The sequence below is a fragment of the Ferrovibrio sp. genome (assembly GCF_041906005.1).
Lineage (GTDB): Bacteria > Pseudomonadota > Alphaproteobacteria > Ferrovibrionales > Ferrovibrionaceae > Ferrovibrio.
On sequence record NZ_JAYRJY010000005.1, the window covers coordinates 1 to 14,984 of the forward strand.

The following is a 14,984-nucleotide window of genomic DNA, read 5'->3' on the forward strand; positions in this document are numbered from 1 at the left end:
AGCCGGCACTCGGCAAACATCTTGAAACCATGCTGATCGGCATGACCGATCGCGGCCCGGACAGCGCCGGCATTGCCGTCTATCACAGCCCGGTTTCGGGCAAGCGCAGCAAGCTGACCTTGTTCAACGCCGATACGGCTTATCCCTGGCGCGGTGTCATCGGCGATCTCGGCGCCGATCTCAATGTCGAGATCGATGTCGAACAGCGCGGCAATCATGCGCTCGTTACCGCCGACACGAACGAAGCCGATGTGGTCGCCTGGGTGAAGGCCAAGCATCCGGAAATCCGCATCATGGGCTATGGCAAGCTGATGGAAGTCTATAAGGACATGGGACTGCCGGCCGACGTCGCCCGGAAATACGGCTTGGCGCACATGCAGGGCAGCCACGCCATCGGTCACACCCGCATGGCCACGGAAAGCGCCGTGACGACGGAACATTCGCACCCCTTCACCCCCGCTTCCGACATGTGCCTGGTGCACAATGGTTCGCTCTCGAACCACAACAATCTCAGGAAGTGGCTGCGCAAGCAGGGCCAGGAATTCGACACCGACAATGATTCGGAAGTGGCGGCGCGCTATTTCGCCCATCGCCTCGGCGAAGGCGCCACGCTGAAGGAAGCGATGGAAGCCGGCCTTGCCGATCTCGACGGCTTCTTCACCTTCACCATGGGCACCAAGGACGGTTTTGCGGTCCTGCGCGACGGCATCGCCTGCAAGCCGGCGGTTCTGGCCGAAAACGATGATTGGGTGGCGATGGCGTCGGAATTCCGCAGCCTTGCCTATCTGCCGAACATCGAAAAGGCCAAGATCTGGGAACCGGCCCCCGCCACCGTCTATAGCTGGAGCCTCCACTGATCATGGCCAATCCGAACATGAATGCTTTCGATCTGACCAAGACGTCGCTGCGCGAAGTCAACAGCAAGCTCCAATCCCTGCCCGCCGACACCAATGAGAAGGTGTGGCATCTCAATAACCTTCATGGCGAACATGCCTGCGCGGTCGGCCTCACACAGCCGATCGAGGTCCATGTCAACGGCCATATCGGCTATTACTGCGCCGGCATGAATCAGAAGGCGACTGTCGTCATTCATGGCCAATGCGGCGTCGGCGTTGCCGAAAACATGATGTCGGGCGAAGTCCGCGTGAAGGGCACGGCAAGCTCCGCTGCCGGTGCCACCGGCCAGGGCGGCATGCTGGTGATCGAAGGCGATGCCGGGACCCGCTGCGGCATTTCCATGAAGGGCATCGACATCGTCGTCAAAGGCTCGGTCGGTGCCATGAGCGGCTTCATGGCCCAGAGCGGCGCATTGGTCGTCTGTGGCGATGCCGGGGCGAGCCTTGGTGATTCCATCTACGAAGCGCGGCTCTATGTGCAGGGCAAGGTCGAAAGCCTCGGCTCCGACTGCATCGAAAAGAAGATGACGCCGCATCACCTGGCCAAGCTCACGCGCCTTCTGAAGCAGGCCGGCATTGATGCCGATCCGAAGAAATTCAAGCGCTATGGCTCCAAGCGGAGCCTCTACAACTTCCATGTCGACAATGTCGATGCGTATTGAGAGGGAATGACAGAATGTCCTCGAACGAACACAGCCCCTTCTATACGCCGCCGCGCTTCAATTCGACCTTCGACGCGGACGCCATTGCCCAAATCCAGCGCGCGGCCGCGACCGGCATCTATGATATTCGCGGCGGCGGTGCCAAGCGCAAGGTCCCGCATTTCGACGATCTGCTGTTCCTCGGTGCCTCGATCTCGCGCTATCCACTGGAAGGGTACCGCGAGAAATGCGGCACCAATGTCGTGCTGGGCACGCGTTTTGCCAAGAAGCCGATCGAGATCAAGACGCCGGTCACCATCGCCGGCATGAGCTTCGGCGCGCTTTCCGGTAATGCCAAGGAAGCGCTGGGCCGCGGTGCTTCGGCCATGGGCACCAGCACCACCACCGGCGACGGCGGCATGACGCCGGAAGAGCGCGGTCATTCCGATATCCTGGTCTATCAGCTCCTCCCCTCGCGCTACGGCATGAACCCGGACGACCTCCGCAAGGCTGATGCCATCGAAGTTGTGGTCGGCCAGGGCGCCAAGCCCGGCGGCGGCGGCATGCTGCTGGGCCAGAAGATCACCGAGCGGGTGGCCAAGATGCGCAACCTGCCCATCGGCATCGACCAGCGTTCGGCCTGCCGGCATCCCGACTGGACCGGCCCCGACGATCTCGCCATCAAGATCACCGAGCTGCGCGAGATCACCAATTGGGAGAAGCCGATCTATGTGAAGGTCGGTGCCACGCGTCCCTATTACGACACGGCGCTGGCCGTGAAATCCGGCGCCGATGTCGTCGTGCTCGACGGCATGCAGGGCGGCACCGCGGCGACGCAGGAAGTTTTCATCGAACATGTGGGTCTGCCGATCCTCGCCGCCATCCGACCGGCGGTGCAGGCGCTGCAGGATCTCGACATGCACAGGAAGGTGCAGCTCATCGTCTCCGGCGGCATCCGCAATGGTGCCGACGTGGCCAAATGCTTGGCCCTCGGTGCCGACGCCGTCGCTATCGGCACGGCGGCGCTGATTGCGCTCGGCGACAATTCGCCGGCGCTGGAAAGCGAGTATAAGAAGCTCGGCACCACCGCCGGTGCCTATGATGATTGGCACGAAGGCCGCGACCCGGCCGGCATCACGACGCAGGATCCGGTCCTCGCTTCGCGCCTCGACCCGGTCAAGGCCGGGCATCGCCTGGCCAATTACCTGGCGGTCCTGACCATGGAAACGCAGATCATCGCGCGGGCCTGCGGCAAGAGCCATGTGCACAATCTCGAACCCGACGATCTGGTGGCCCTCACCGTGGAATCCGCGGCGATGGCCGGCGTGCCGCTGGCCGGCACCAATTGGATCCCCGGCCAGGGCAAGTATTGAACAAAAGAACGACGCCAGCCGCTCCCTCGCAGGAGCGGCTGTAAGATCGAAATCGAACAGGTGAATTGAGGCTTTACAACGAAGGGGGTTTAAAAATGGCAACCGACCTCGCCAAGGTCGCGAAGGAACGCAAGATCAAGTATTTCCTGATCTCCTATACCGATCTCTTCGGCGCGCTCCGCGCCAAACTGGTGCCGGCGGCCGCGATCGCGGAAATGCAGAAGAATGGCGCCGGCTTTGCCGGGTTCGCGACCTGGCTCGATATGACGCCGGCTCATCCCGACCTCTTTGCCAAGCCCGATCCCGACAGCCTCATCCAATTGCCATGGAAGCCGGAAGTGGCCTGGCTCGCCTCCGATCTGTGGATGGACGGCAAGCCCGTGGCGGATTCGCCCCGCAATCTGCTGAAGCGCAAGATCGCCGAAGCCGGCAAGAAGGGCCTCCGGGCCAAGGCCGGCGTCGAATGCGAGTTCTTTCTGATCACCCCGGACGGCAAGCAGATCGCCGACGCGGCCGATACTGCCGACAAGCCCTGCTATGACCAGCTCGCCTTGATGCGCCGCTATGACGTCATCACCGAGATCTGCGATTCCATGCTGGCCCTGGGCTGGAAGCCCTATCAGAATGACCATGAGGACGCCAACGGCCAGTTCGAAATGAACTGGGAATATGACGATGTGCTGCTGACGGCCGATCGTCACGTTTTCTTCAAATACATGGCCAAATCGATCGCCGAGAAGCACGGCCTGCGTGCGACTTTCATGCCCAAGCCCTTCAGCACCCTGACCGGCAACGGCGCCCACGCCCACATCTCGTTCTGGGACATGGCCGGCAAGAAGAACCTGTTCAGCGATCCGAAAGGCGAATTGGGGCTTTCCAAGCTCGCCTACCAGGTGCTGGGCGGCATCCAGCACAATGCCGACGCGCTCTGCTCGTTCTTCAACCCGACGGTCAATTCCTATAAGCGCATCAACGCGCCGCGGACCGTGTCGGGCGCCACCTGGGCGCCCAACACCATCACCTGGACCGGCAACAACCGCACGCACATGATCCGCGTGCCGGATGAGGGCCGCTTCGAGCTGCGCCTCGCCGACGGTTCGACCAACCCCTATCTGCTGCAGGCGGGGATCGTGGCCTCGGGTCTCGACGGCATCAACAACAACCGCGATCCGGGCAAGCGCCTCGACATCAACATGTATACCGAAGGGCACACGGTGAAGGGCGGGCGCAAGCTGCCGCTCAACCTGCTCGACGCCCTGCGCCTGACCGATGCCAGCAAGGTGGTGCGCGAGCAGTTCGGCGATTCCTTCATCAACGCCTATGTGCGGATGAAGACCGAGGAATGGAACAGCTACACGAAGCATCTCACCGAGTGGGAGCGACACAACACGCTCGATTGCTGACGCCAGATCGACCGCCCGGACGCAAGTCCGGGCGGTTTTCTTCCGGGTTGCGATGTTTCCGCAAAGGAAACTTCATTTAAGTCTAGTAAAGTCATAAATGGCATGTTAGGAATTAATAAGTGCCATAGATGACGCGTCCGAATCGGCTCTCGAAGCCAGATCGGACTGACGAAAGCTCCCGCCAAGTGGAGCGCCGCGATGACCCCGAATGGGGCGCGTGAATTGGGAGTGCCGCCTCGGCAGGACCCGGGGCGTTCAGTCAAGATGAAGCGATGGCCCTTAAAGCGATCGCCGTCTCAGGGGAGAGTGATATGGCGAACGACCTTCAGTCGCGCGTAGATTCCATGTTCAATAAAGATCGCCTGTGGGCCTGGGCCTTTGTGGTCGTCCTGTGGGCGAGCCTGCTCTTCGTCTATTTCTCCGTCAGTGGGTTCATCCAGGACGGACAGGCGAAGCTGCTGCTGGCAATTGCCGGCCTGCTTGTCGGTATCTTCAATACCGCATCGATCGCCGCGATGATTTCGCATTACGGCCACGACAAGAAGTTCATCTACGAACTCGATATCAAGCATTTGGACGCGAACCGCTAAGGCTGCCCGCCAAAACAAGAAAAGTGGGTCGCTGCGTGCGATCCGGGCAGCTGTCAGCCGGCCGATGAGGGGAGGAAGGCAATGGCTAAATATCAACCACCGAAACAAAGTGGTCTAGGGCAGGCATTCGATGCCGTGTTCCTGTTGGTGCTCGTGTTCCTGGCGCTGCTGGTGCCGCTGGAAATGGAATTGGCGGGTGCTGCCAAGGGTGATTGGCTGCCGGGTGCCGTGACGACGGAAACGGCAACCGACGGCACCACCGTGGTCAGCAACGACAAAGGCCTCATCAAGCGCACCGCGCCCGATGGCACGGTCAGCTTCGAAAACCTGACCTGGGAAGCGCTGGAGCAGACCCCGGTCATGCAGGCGCAATGGGAAAAGCTCGGCATCGACCTCGAAGGGGCCGCTGCCGCCATTACCCTGCGCTACGACTATTCCTTCAGCTGGGGTGGCCTCATTGCCACGCTGGCGGCGATCGCCGGCTACTTCATCTTCCTGGTCTGGCAGTCGGACCGGGAATATCGCCAGGTCATCGCCGAAAAATTCGGTAACGGGTCGTAAGGAATAGGGGGGAACGATGCTCGATTTTCTGCAATTCCGAGGACCCTGGGACGTCATTCAAGCCGGTGCCTGGCTGGTCTCGCTGGCCTTGCTGCTGTGGATGGTGTGGGACGCGATCCGCGTCAGCCAGCAATACAGCGAAGACATCCTGACCAGTTCTCAGGAAGGTGTCGACGAACTTGCCATGCAGCAAGACGGCCATAAGAGGGGTTGAGGGGCACCGCCATGACAGACATTACCGCAAACGGCGAAAAGCCATCTTCCATCAACCTCGTGAAGGTCTTGGGCCCGACCCATGTGTGGGCGCTCGGCGTCGGCATCGTGCTCGTCGGCGAGTTCATGGGCTGGAACTATTCGGTCGAGAAAGGCGGCGCGCTGGGCTCCATCATCGCCTGCTGGATCATCGGCCTGCTCTATACCTGCGTCGCCATGATCGATTCCGAAGTGACGTCGACCGTGGCTGCCGCCGGCGGCCAGTATACTCAGGCCAAGCATACGACTGGCCCCTTGATGGCCTTCAATGTCGGTCTCTATCTGGTGCTGGCCTATACCATGCTGGAAGCCGCCGACATCTTCGTCTTCGGCGATCTCATCCGCATCGCTTCGGAAAGCCTCGGCGCGGAAGCCGGCGCGGTCGATGCCCGACCGTTCGTGCTCCTGGCTGTCTCGGCACTGGCCTTCCTCAATTACCGCGGCGTCTTCATGGCGTTGTCGGTCAACTTCCTGATCACGGCGGTGGCGTTCTTCTCCATCATCGTGCTGGTGGTGTCGTATCAGTTCGGCATCTTCACGGCCGAACCGCTGCAGCATGAAGGCCTCGGCATGGGCGGCCTGCCTTATGGCTGGATGGGCGTCCTTGCCTCCTTCCAGTTCGGCATCTGGTACTATCTCGGCATCGAAGGTACCTGCCAGGCGGCGGAAGAAGTGCGCTCCTGCGGCCGTTCGCTGCCCCTGGGCACGATGACCGGCATGATCACGCTCCTGATTGCCGCGGCGCTCACTTGGTATGTGTGCTCAGGCTCGCTCCCCTGGGAATATCTGGGTACGGCCCTCGCCCCGCTCTATGACGCGGCGCGGGTATCGGGCAGCACGCTGCTGATCGTCCTGCTCTGGGTTGGCACGGTGTTCTCGGCGCTGGCCTCGGCCAATGGCTGCATCAACGATGCGGCGCGGGCCTGGTTCTCGATGGGGCGCGATCGCTACCTGCCGCAATTCTTCGCGGCGGTACATCCCAAATATCGCACGCCCTATCGCGCGATCATCTTCCTCATCCCGATCGCGGCGTCGTTCGGCTTCCTGCAGCTGCTGGCCCCGACCATCACCTTCTCGATCCTGTCGGGTCTGCTCGGCTACACCTTCATGCCGATCAACATGTTCCGTTTCCGCGGGAAATGGCCGATCGACTCGATCAAGCGCGGCTATATCCACCCGTTCCACCCGATCCCGTCGATTGTGCTGCTGGCTCTTTGCGCGGCGACCTATATCGCGGTCTATCTCGGCTTTGGCACGCAGCTCCTGGCGATGATGCTGTTCTACATCGTCGCTTCGGTCTGGTTCGTTCTCTTCCGCTACAAATATGTGCGGCGGGGCGACCAGTTCACCATGGCCTGGCCGCGGCCGAAGGGTTATTGATCGGAGGAGGCGGCGCCCGGTTTCGAGGCACCGCACTTCCGCCACGCTCTACCTCTCACACGGCCGGCGGGGTGACCCGCCGGCCGCTTTGTTTTTGGAATGCCTATTGCCGACATGAATGTGCCCACCTCGCTTCTCCTCCTGGCTGCCCTGATCGCGGCGGCGCTCGCCGTCCTCATTCTCTATTACCGCCGCGACCAAAGCCGGCGGCGGCAGGCCCGCGGGGCCCTGTTTGCACCGAGTTACGATCTCTTCCAATCCTACCGGGTGACGCAGGAGCGGGCGGATTTTCCCGTCCTTGCCGGCCGCTACCGAGATCATGACTTCCAAATCGACGCCATCATCGACACGCTGACCTTCCGCAAGCTGCCGGTTCTGTGGTTGCGCGTGACCTTGTTGCGGGGGCTTCCGGGGATTGCTGCCACGGATATTCTGGTGCGGGTGCAGAACAATGAATTCTACGCGCCGGCCAACGACCTGCCGTTCCAGCTGCCCGTGCCGGGGCACTGGCCGGCCGGTGCCCAGGCCAAGACCGATGATCCGGACCGGGCGCCGCCGCTCGAATTGCTGGAGCGGCATATCGACTTTTTCGGCGCCGTCGAGGCGAAGGAAATGCTGGCGACGCCCAAGGGCGTGCGCCTGGTGCGCCTCATCGACCAGGGTGAGCGGGCCGAATATCTCGTGCTGCGCATCGCCGATTTCCGCGGCGTGCGGCTTGAGCCAGCCCTGCTTGCCGATATGATGGACCGCTGCATCGCCCTTTCGGACGATCTTGCCAAATCGGGTGGAATGACCGCATGACCGACAAACCCCTCAAGCCGCCGCTGCACCCGCTGCTGGTCCTGCTCATCGCCGTGGCCCTGCCCGGCATGGGGCAGATCGCCAACAACCAGGCCAATCGCGGCCTGCTCTTTGCCTTCACGACCGTGGCGTTGGGTTATGTGACGTCGAAATACGCCGCTCCCGATGCCAGCATCGTCGGTCGCTATGCCGGCGGCTTCTTCATCTATGCCGTCGCCATCATGGATGCCTATCGCTGGGCCAAGGTGCGCTGGGAGATTTTCCACCACGCGCACCCCAAGGCGTAAGTTCAGCTGAGGCGATAGAGCGACGTGTAATGGAGATGTGAGACGAGGCGATAGCCGAGCGGCCGCAGGAAGCGGAAGATCGGGCTCTCGACCACGCGCTCCAGGTCCAGGTTGAGATCCTCGACCGCCAGCAGCCGTGGATGGAAGCGCGCCCAGTCGTTGGAGCGCAACACGTCGAGATCGGCGCCTTCGCAATCGACATTCATGAAATCGATGGTGCGGCCGGCCGGCACATGTTCCGCCAGGATTGCGGCCAGCGTCTTGCGCTCGACCACGATATCGCCGAGATGCCGCTTGCGCGGGTTCTTCTTCGTCTCTTCAAAAAGAGTGTCATCGATCGTGTTCATCGAACGGTCGTTGAAAAGATGCAGCGTCACCTTGCCGGGCTTGCTGCCGGCGGCGAGCTGCAGGGCGATGTCCTCGGGGCGCGTCCGCCCGAAGGCAGCGATCGCATCCGGGTCCGGATCGATGGCGATCCCGCGCCAGCCGCGCTGGTAGAGGGCGAACGTATTGGAATAGTCGATCGGGGCATGGGCGCCGACATCGACATAGAAGCCGGTCGGGTGCTTGGCGAGGTATTTGAGGATCAGGCGGTCCTCGCCGAAGGAGGAGTAGCTTTCGATGGGAAAGGTCAAGACGGCCTCCTAAAGGGAAAGATCACGCAGAGTGCGGCCGAGCATACCCAGGAAATGGTCGCATTCCGCGGCACTGATGACCAGCGGCGGTTTTAGCTTGAGCACATTGTGGTGCGGACCTTCGCTGGAAAGCAGGATGCGCGCCGATTTCATCGCTTCGATCAACCGTTTCAGGGCGTCGGCATCCGGCTGCAGGGTCCCGCGATCCTTGACGAATTCGACGCCGATAAAGAGGCCGAGCCCGCGGACATCACCCATGACCCGGTGTTGCTGGGCAAGCCGGCGCAGGCCATCCATCAATTGCGCCGCGCGGTTGCGCGCATTGGCGAGCAGCCTTTCGTCGCGGATAACGTCCAGTACGGCAAGGCCGATTGCTGCCGAAACCGGATTGCCGCCAAAGGTGTTGAAATATTCCATGCCGTTCGCGAAGCTCGCCGCTATCTCCGGCCGCGTCGCCACGGCGGCCAAGGGATGGCCGGCACCGATGGGCTTGCCCATGGTGACGATGTCGGGGACCACCCCCTGCGTCTCGAACGCCCACCAATGCGTGCCCACCCGGCCGAAGCCGACTTGCACCTCGTCGGCGATGCAGAGGCCGCCTTCGCGCCGCACATGGCCATAGGCGGCCTTGAGATAGCCAGGCGGGAATGGAATCTGTCCGCCGCAGCCCTGGATGGATTCGGCAATGAAGGCCATCGGCTTGCGCCCGAGGGCGATCATATCCATGACCAGGGTCGCCACACTTTCGGCATAGGCCGGACCGATTTCCTTGTCGCCGCTACGCAGCCGGCCGCGATAGGGATCCGGCATCTCGGCGACCCAGCTATGGGCCGGGCGCCCTTCGCCGCCGGGCCCATCGAACTTGTAGGGGCTGATGTCGATGAGGCTGGAAAGATGGCCGTGATAGGCATGGTCGACCACGACGACGTCGTGGGCGCCGGTATGAGCATGCGCCAGGCGCAGCGCCAGATCATTGGCTTCGCTGCCGGAATTCACCAGATAGATGACCGAGAGCTCCGGCGGCAGAATCTCGGCAAGGCGCCTGATATAGGTGGCAAGGTTGTCATGGAGATAGCGGCTGTTGGTGTTGAGAGCATGCATCTGCCGGCTGGCCGCGGCGACGACGCGCGGATGCGCATGCCCGACATGGGCCACATTGTTGACCATGTCGAGATAGGCGGCGCCGGTCTCGTCATAAAGATGGCAACCGCTTCCCCGCACGATCTTCAGCGGCGTCTCATAAGCGAGACTGAAGGAGGGGGCGAGATGTCGCTGCCGCTCCCGCAGCAGCTGCGCCTTGCTGCGCGCCACGGGTGCCGCGCAGTCAGCGCCGATGCCCAGAACGATATTGGGATTGGGGCAGATCTCGCGCCACAATTCCCATTGATCGGACCGGGAAAGTCCGTTGACCTCTATGGCCTTCCATCCCATCAAATGCGTCATCAGCTGGAAATGGAGATGCGGCGGCCAATCGCCATTCTCGGTCTCCGCCGCCAGCCGGCCGATAACGGCCCCTGGCGCCACGCGCTGGCCGCGCCGCAGGATGGCAAGCCCGCCCGGCGCGAGATGGCCGTAGAAGGTCCAGAACGGCACGCCGTCATCGGTCTCGTGCCGCAGGATTACAATGCCGCCGAAGCCGTGCCGTTCGGCGTCGTAACCGAAATCCTCGATCGTTCCCATAAAGGGGCAGAGAACATCCGTGCCCGCGGGAAGAAAGATGTCGATGGCGTGATGAATCTTGCGCGCCTTGTCGTCGCGGGGCTCCTCGGGATGATCATAGATCCCACGGTCCTCGGCATAGCGGCCGATGCCGATGCGCGGGGCCACACGCGCCTGCATGGCGCGCCACCAGAGCGTCAGATTTTCTCCCCCATCGCGGCTGGGATGGCCGAGCCGTTCCGGTTCCAAGCTGGCATCCAGGATCGCCACATGGTCGTGCCCCAGCGGTGCGTCCACCACGGGGCCGAAACGATGGTTGTTGAAATCGAGCCAGCGTCGGATATGGGGGACATTGTCATGGGCCGGCAATCCGGTCCGGACGCGCGCCAGCATCTGCTCGATCAGGGTGGCCGTGGCTTCTTTCATCGGCGGGCTCGGGAAACGGGGTGAGGTCGATGTCCCTTTTACCACCTCACCCCAGGATCGTGCAGCAGGTGATCGTCACCTGTCCCGGCGTGCTGGGGGGACAATTTGTTGGGCAAATCACCCGCCACAGGGCATGATCCGGCCAAGATGCGACCGACAGAGTACCCGCCATGAGCGACCCCAAGGGCCCCGACAACTTCCTGCAGCGCAATGCGCCAAGCTATCTGCTGCCGGTGCAGGACATCGACTTCCTTTCGAATCGCGACGAACTGCGCGGCATGCGCTTTGCCCTGGAATATTCCAAGGCGGATCTGACCTTGCGTGACTGGGGCGTGCGCTCGACGGTGATCGTGTTCGGCTCGGCGCGCATCCCCTCGCCCGAACTGGCGGCAGCGCGCATTGCCGCCGCGGCCCCCGGCGAGGCCCGGGCCCAGGCGGAAAAGCTCGGCGCCTGGTCGCGCTTTTACCAGGAAGCGCGCAGCTTTGCCCGGCTGGTCTCGGAAGAAGGCGGCGCCATGAAGCCGGTCGACGGCCAGCGCGACAACGTCATCGCCACCGGCGGCGGGCCCGGCATCATGGAAGCGGCCAATCGCGGTGCCCATGAAGCGGGGGCGCCGTCGATCGGCTTCAACATCACGTTGCCCGGCGAGCAGCAGCCCAATCCCTATTCGACGCCCGACCTCACCTTCCGCTTCCACTATTTTGCGATGCGCAAGATGCATCTCGCCATGCGGGCCAGGGCGCTTGCGGTGTTTCCGGGCGGTTTCGGGACGATGGACGAGCTGTTCGAGATCCTGACCCTGCAGCAGACGCAGAAGGCATCACCAACGCCGGTCGTGCTGGTCGGCGAGGATTACTGGAACAGTGTCATCAATTTCAACGCCATGATCGACAGCGGCCTCATCGAGGCCGCCGATCTCAAGATCTTCGATATCGTCAATACAGGCGCCGAGGCCTGGGCGGCGCTCAAGGCGCGGGGGTTGAAGCCGGCCCGCACCAAGCGCCGGCCGTCCCCCTGAAGTCGGAAGCTCAGTGGCGGCGTTTGAACGGCGCCGGGCGCGGGCCCGTGCCGGTGTTCGGGCGCTCGTCCTTGAAACGGAAGGTGATGCGGCCCTTGGTCAGGTCATAAGGGGTCATCTCGACCGTGACGCGGTCGCCTTCCAGGATGCGGATGCGGTTCTTGCGCATCTTGCCCGAGGTATAGGCCAGGGTCTGGTGCCCGTTATCTAGCTGCACCACATAACGCAGGTCCGGCAGCATCTCCGTGACGGTTCCGTCAAAGGTGATGACGTCTTCTTTGGACATGGGTCTCTTTCACAAAAGGTCGCATGGGGCGACGAGGCCGAATTTTGGCGCCCGGCCAAGGGTCTGACGCGGAAGTGAAACCGGTCTCATCGCTGATGGCGCCATGAAATAAAGCAGGTCTGCAGCCCATTCAAGCTCAATCCGGGCAAAGCAGCCGTGCTGCCTTGACGGAAATTCGACAACCTATTGAAATATAGAAGATTTTTTCGGATCACAGGTCCGCGAAGGTATCGATCACCGCGCGGTCATAGCCCTTGCTGGCCAGCAGCAGCTGGCGCGAATAGGGGTGGGCCAGCGCGCCGGTGCCCAGATTCGCGCTTTCCGCCACCTCCACCAGCTTGCCCTGGCGCATCACGGCAAAGCGGTTGCACATATGCGCCACCACGCCGAGATCGTGGCTGACCAGCAGGTAGGTGACGCCCATTTCGGTGCGGATATCGTCGAGCAGGTTGAGGATTTCCGCCTGGATCGACACGTCGAGGGCCGACGTGGGTTCGTCGAGCAGGATGATGCGCGGCCGCAGGATGAGCGCGCGGGCGATGGCGATGCGCTGGCGCTGGCCGCCCGACAATTGGTGCGGATAGCGGAAGCGGAAGGAGGGGCCGAGCTGAACCTGTTCCAGAACAGCGCGGACCTTCGCTTCCCGGTCCTCAATACCGTGAACGACCAGCGGTTCCGTGAGGATGCGGTCGATCGTGTGCTTGGGGTGGAGCGAGCCGAACGGGTCCTGGAACACCATCTGGACCTTGGCGTAAAAGCTTTTGTCGCGCTGCTGCCCGAGCGGCTTGCCTTCGATGCTGATGGTACCGCCGGCACTGTTCACCAACCCCGCCACGGCGCGCAGGATCGTCGATTTGCCGGAACCGGATTCGCCGACCAGGCCGAAGCTTTCGCCGGCTTCGACATGGAGGCTGACCTGATCGACGGCGAGCACGCGGTTGTCGACCTCACCGAAGACGACCGAGAGATTGTTGAGCTCGATCATCGTGCCGCTCCCGCCGGTTGGGGCGCATCGGCCCAGGCCGGGTCGCGCGTTAGCGTGGCGAGGCGCTTGGTCGGTCGTTCGACCTCGGGCGCGCAGGCGAGGAGGCCGCGCGTATAGGGATGGCTGGCATTGTACAGATCCTGCGCCGGCCGTTCTTCGACCACGCGCCCGCCATACATGATGAGGACGCGGTCAGCGAAGGTGCGCACCAGGTTGAGATCGTGGCTGATGAAGATGAGTCCCATATTCCGTGTCTTGACCAGATCGTCGAGAATCGCCAGCACCTGCAGGCGCACAGTGACGTCGAGCGCCGAGGTGGGTTCGTCGGCGATGAGCAGTTCGGGTTCCGCCATCAGCATCATGGCGATCATCGCGCGCTGGCCCATGCCGCCTGAAAGTTCGTGTGGCCAGGCATTGAAGACGCGCAAGGGATCGCGGATCTTCACGGCCTCCAGCATCTCCAGGGCGCGCTGGCGGGGACTGATGGAGCCTGCTCCGCGCTGCTCAAACAAACGTTGTCCGGCCTCGATCAGCTGATCGCCGATGCTCATCACGGGATTGAGCGAATATTTCGGGTCCTGCATCACCATGGCGATGCGCCGGCCGCGGATCTCGCGCCAGTCCGAGGGCGAGAGGCCGAGCAGGCTGGTGCCGTGGAAGGCCATCCGGTCGGCGGTGATGTGCCCCTGGGTCAATCCCAGGATGGCGCGGCCGGTCTGCGTCTTGCCGGAACCGGATTCACCGACGATGGCGAGCTTCTCGCGGCCCATGGTGAAGCTGACATCCTTCACCGCATGGAAAATACCCTTGGGCGTGTCGAAGCGGACATTGAGGTTCTGAACGTCGAGGACGGGTGTGTCGGTCATCATGTGCCGTCCTTATTTGCCGCGCGGATCGAGGACGTCGCGCAGGCCGTCGCCGATCAGGTTGAAGCCGAGGCTGACGATGCAGATGGCGATGCCGGGATAGGTGCAGACCCACCATTGCTCGAGGATCTGCGAGCGGCCTTCCGAGACCATGGAGCCCCATTCCGGCTGCGGCGGGGCGACGCCCAACCCCAAGAAGCCGAGGCCTGCGGCGATGAGGATGATGCCGGCCATGTCCAGTGAGACGCGCACGATCAGCGAGGGAATGCACATCGGCATGATGTGGCCGAAAAGAATGCGCAAGGAACCGGCCCCGGTCATGCGGGCAGCGGCGACATAGTCGCTGTTGCGCACGGTGAGGGTTTCGGCGCGGGCGATGCGCGCGTAAGGCGGCCAGGCGGTGAGGGCGATGGCTAGCACCGCGTTCTCGAGGCCCGCCCCCAAGGCCGCGGCGAAAGCGAGGGCCAGAATCAGCTTAGGGTAGGCCAGGAACGCGTCGGTCAAGCGCATGAGCGTGGTTTCGACCCAGCCGCCCAGATAGCCGGCGGTGGTGCCGATGAGAAGGCCAATGGGTGCCGCCGTCACGGCGACGAGGCCGATGATGTAGAGCGTGGTGCGGGCGCCGAAGACGATGCGGCTGAAGATATCGCGGCCATTCTCGTCGGTGCCGAGCAGGAAGTTGGCCGAGGGCGGCAGCAACCGGTCCTGCAACTCGCCGGAGAGCGGATTGTGCGGCGAAATCCAGGGCGCAAATACCGCCATGACGACCAGCAGGATCAGAATAAGGAGGCCCAGCATGGCCAGCGGGTTCTTGGCGAAGGTGAGCCAGCCCAGATAGAAGCGGCCCATGCGGGCCTGAAACCGCGAATCCGGCACGTCGCTCAGCAGCCAGTTGCGGAAGGAAGCGGAAATCATGCGTCTCCT

Annotated in this window: 17 protein-coding genes; 11 read left to right on the top strand and 6 right to left on the bottom strand. The window is 62.7% G+C overall.

Going from position 1 to position 14,984, the window contains the following annotated elements; translation table 11 throughout:
* From ACE3OO_RS19760 to ACE3OO_RS19805, 10 genes are all read left to right on the top strand, one after another.
* Positions 1-857: glutamine amidotransferase (locus ACE3OO_RS19760; protein ID WP_374305710.1), on the top strand; the 857-nt coding region annotated here is incomplete at its 5' end.
* Between the two features lie 2 nt (positions 858-859).
* A complete protein-coding gene (locus ACE3OO_RS19765) occupies positions 860-1,558 on the top strand; it encodes a protein glxC (RefSeq protein ID WP_374305712.1) in 699 nt (232 codons plus the stop codon).
* A 14-nt stretch (positions 1,559-1,572) separates the two neighbouring features.
* Positions 1,573-2,910: an FMN-binding glutamate synthase family protein gene (locus tag ACE3OO_RS19770; protein WP_374305715.1), complete on the top strand. Its 1,338-nt coding sequence runs from the start codon at positions 1,573-1,575 to the stop codon at positions 2,908-2,910.
* Positions 2,911-3,005: 95 nt separating this feature from the next.
* Positions 3,006-4,313, top strand: a complete 1,308-nt coding sequence (glnT, locus tag ACE3OO_RS19775; RefSeq protein ID WP_374305718.1) for a type III glutamate--ammonia ligase — start codon at positions 3,006-3,008, stop codon at positions 4,311-4,313.
* Between the two features lie 311 nt (positions 4,314-4,624).
* Positions 4,625-4,903, top strand: a complete 279-nt coding sequence (locus tag ACE3OO_RS19780; RefSeq protein ID WP_374305720.1) for a hypothetical protein — start codon at positions 4,625-4,627, stop codon at positions 4,901-4,903.
* Positions 4,904-4,984: 81 nt separating this feature from the next.
* Positions 4,985-5,464 (top strand): hypothetical protein, encoded by a 480-nt coding sequence (locus tag ACE3OO_RS19785; protein ID WP_374305723.1) that lies wholly within the window; start codon positions 4,985-4,987, stop codon positions 5,462-5,464.
* A gap of 16 nt (positions 5,465-5,480) precedes the next feature.
* A complete protein-coding gene (locus ACE3OO_RS19790) occupies positions 5,481-5,678 on the top strand; it encodes a hypothetical protein (protein ID WP_374305725.1) in 198 nt (65 codons plus the stop codon).
* 11 nt (positions 5,679-5,689) lie between these two features.
* Positions 5,690-7,096: an APC family permease gene (locus ACE3OO_RS19795; protein ID WP_374305728.1), complete on the top strand. Its 1,407-nt coding sequence runs from the start codon at positions 5,690-5,692 to the stop codon at positions 7,094-7,096.
* Positions 7,097-7,210: 114 nt separating this feature from the next.
* Positions 7,211-7,897, top strand: a complete 687-nt coding sequence (locus tag ACE3OO_RS19800) for a hypothetical protein (RefSeq protein ID WP_374305730.1) — start codon at positions 7,211-7,213, stop codon at positions 7,895-7,897.
* Complete coding sequence (locus ACE3OO_RS19805; RefSeq protein ID WP_374305732.1) at positions 7,894-8,184, top strand: hypothetical protein; 291 nt, start codon at positions 7,894-7,896, stop codon at positions 8,182-8,184. Before ACE3OO_RS19800 ends, ACE3OO_RS19805 begins: the two co-directional genes overlap by 4 nt.
* 2 nt (positions 8,185-8,186) lie before the next feature.
* Here the strand turns inward: ACE3OO_RS19805 and ACE3OO_RS19810 are convergent, their stop codons facing one another.
* Positions 8,187-8,819 carry an FkbM family methyltransferase gene (locus ACE3OO_RS19810; protein ID WP_374305734.1) on the bottom strand — a complete coding sequence of 211 codons (633 nt, stop codon included), beginning with the start codon at positions 8,817-8,819 and terminating at the stop codon, positions 8,187-8,189.
* A 9-nt stretch (positions 8,820-8,828) separates the two neighbouring features.
* Complete coding sequence (locus ACE3OO_RS19815; protein ID WP_374305736.1) at positions 8,829-10,904, bottom strand: aminotransferase class III-fold pyridoxal phosphate-dependent enzyme; 2,076 nt, start codon at positions 10,902-10,904, stop codon at positions 8,829-8,831.
* 170 nt (positions 10,905-11,074) lie between these two features.
* Here ACE3OO_RS19815 and ACE3OO_RS19820 point away from each other — a divergent pair, with 170 nt between their 5' ends.
* Complete coding sequence (locus ACE3OO_RS19820) at positions 11,075-11,923, top strand: LOG family protein (RefSeq protein ID WP_374305738.1); 849 nt, start codon at positions 11,075-11,077, stop codon at positions 11,921-11,923.
* A gap of 10 nt (positions 11,924-11,933) precedes the next feature.
* Here ACE3OO_RS19820 and infA read toward each other — a convergent pair whose 3' ends face one another.
* The 4 genes from infA to ACE3OO_RS19840 form a co-directional block, all read right to left on the bottom strand.
* Positions 11,934-12,209: a translation initiation factor IF-1 gene (gene infA, locus ACE3OO_RS19825; protein WP_374305740.1), complete on the bottom strand. Its 276-nt coding sequence runs from the start codon at positions 12,207-12,209 to the stop codon at positions 11,934-11,936.
* Positions 12,210-12,420: 211 nt separating this feature from the next.
* Positions 12,421-13,194: an ABC transporter ATP-binding protein gene (locus ACE3OO_RS19830; RefSeq protein WP_374305743.1), complete on the bottom strand. Its 774-nt coding sequence runs from the start codon at positions 13,192-13,194 to the stop codon at positions 12,421-12,423.
* Positions 13,191-14,060 (bottom strand): ABC transporter ATP-binding protein, encoded by an 870-nt coding sequence (locus tag ACE3OO_RS19835; RefSeq protein WP_374305746.1) that lies wholly within the window; start codon positions 14,058-14,060, stop codon positions 13,191-13,193. Before ACE3OO_RS19835 ends, ACE3OO_RS19830 begins: the two co-directional genes overlap by 4 nt.
* A gap of 12 nt (positions 14,061-14,072) precedes the next feature.
* Positions 14,073-14,975, bottom strand: a complete 903-nt coding sequence (locus ACE3OO_RS19840) for an ABC transporter permease (RefSeq protein ID WP_374305748.1) — start codon at positions 14,973-14,975, stop codon at positions 14,073-14,075.
* Positions 14,976-14,984 lie beyond the last annotated feature (9 nt).

Coding starts and splice junctions, on each gene's coding strand:
- ACE3OO_RS19765 (WP_374305712.1), top strand. CDS start 860: ATGGCCAATCCGAACATGAATGCTTTCGATCTGACCAAGACGTCGCTG.
- ACE3OO_RS19770 (WP_374305715.1), top strand. CDS start 1,573: ATGTCCTCGAACGAACACAGCCCCTTCTATACGCCGCCGCGCTTCAAT.
- glnT (WP_374305718.1), top strand. CDS start 3,006: ATGGCAACCGACCTCGCCAAGGTCGCGAAGGAACGCAAGATCAAGTAT.
- ACE3OO_RS19780 (WP_374305720.1), top strand. CDS start 4,625: ATGGCGAACGACCTTCAGTCGCGCGTAGATTCCATGTTCAATAAAGAT.
- ACE3OO_RS19785 (WP_374305723.1), top strand. CDS start 4,985: ATGGCTAAATATCAACCACCGAAACAAAGTGGTCTAGGGCAGGCATTC.
- ACE3OO_RS19790 (WP_374305725.1), top strand. CDS start 5,481: ATGCTCGATTTTCTGCAATTCCGAGGACCCTGGGACGTCATTCAAGCC.
- ACE3OO_RS19795 (WP_374305728.1), top strand. CDS start 5,690: ATGACAGACATTACCGCAAACGGCGAAAAGCCATCTTCCATCAACCTC.
- ACE3OO_RS19800 (WP_374305730.1), top strand. CDS start 7,211: ATGAATGTGCCCACCTCGCTTCTCCTCCTGGCTGCCCTGATCGCGGCG.
- ACE3OO_RS19805 (WP_374305732.1), top strand. CDS start 7,894: ATGACCGACAAACCCCTCAAGCCGCCGCTGCACCCGCTGCTGGTCCTG.
- ACE3OO_RS19815 (WP_374305736.1), bottom strand. CDS start 10,904: ATGAAAGAAGCCACGGCCACCCTGATCGAGCAGATGCTGGCGCGCGTC.
- ACE3OO_RS19820 (WP_374305738.1), top strand. CDS start 11,075: ATGAGCGACCCCAAGGGCCCCGACAACTTCCTGCAGCGCAATGCGCCA.
- infA (WP_374305740.1), bottom strand. CDS start 12,209: ATGTCCAAAGAAGACGTCATCACCTTTGACGGAACCGTCACGGAGATG.
- ACE3OO_RS19830 (WP_374305743.1), bottom strand. CDS start 13,194: ATGATCGAGCTCAACAATCTCTCGGTCGTCTTCGGTGAGGTCGACAAC.
- ACE3OO_RS19835 (WP_374305746.1), bottom strand. CDS start 14,060: ATGACCGACACACCCGTCCTCGACGTTCAGAACCTCAATGTCCGCTTC.
- ACE3OO_RS19840 (WP_374305748.1), bottom strand. CDS start 14,975: ATGATTTCCGCTTCCTTCCGCAACTGGCTGCTGAGCGACGTGCCGGAT.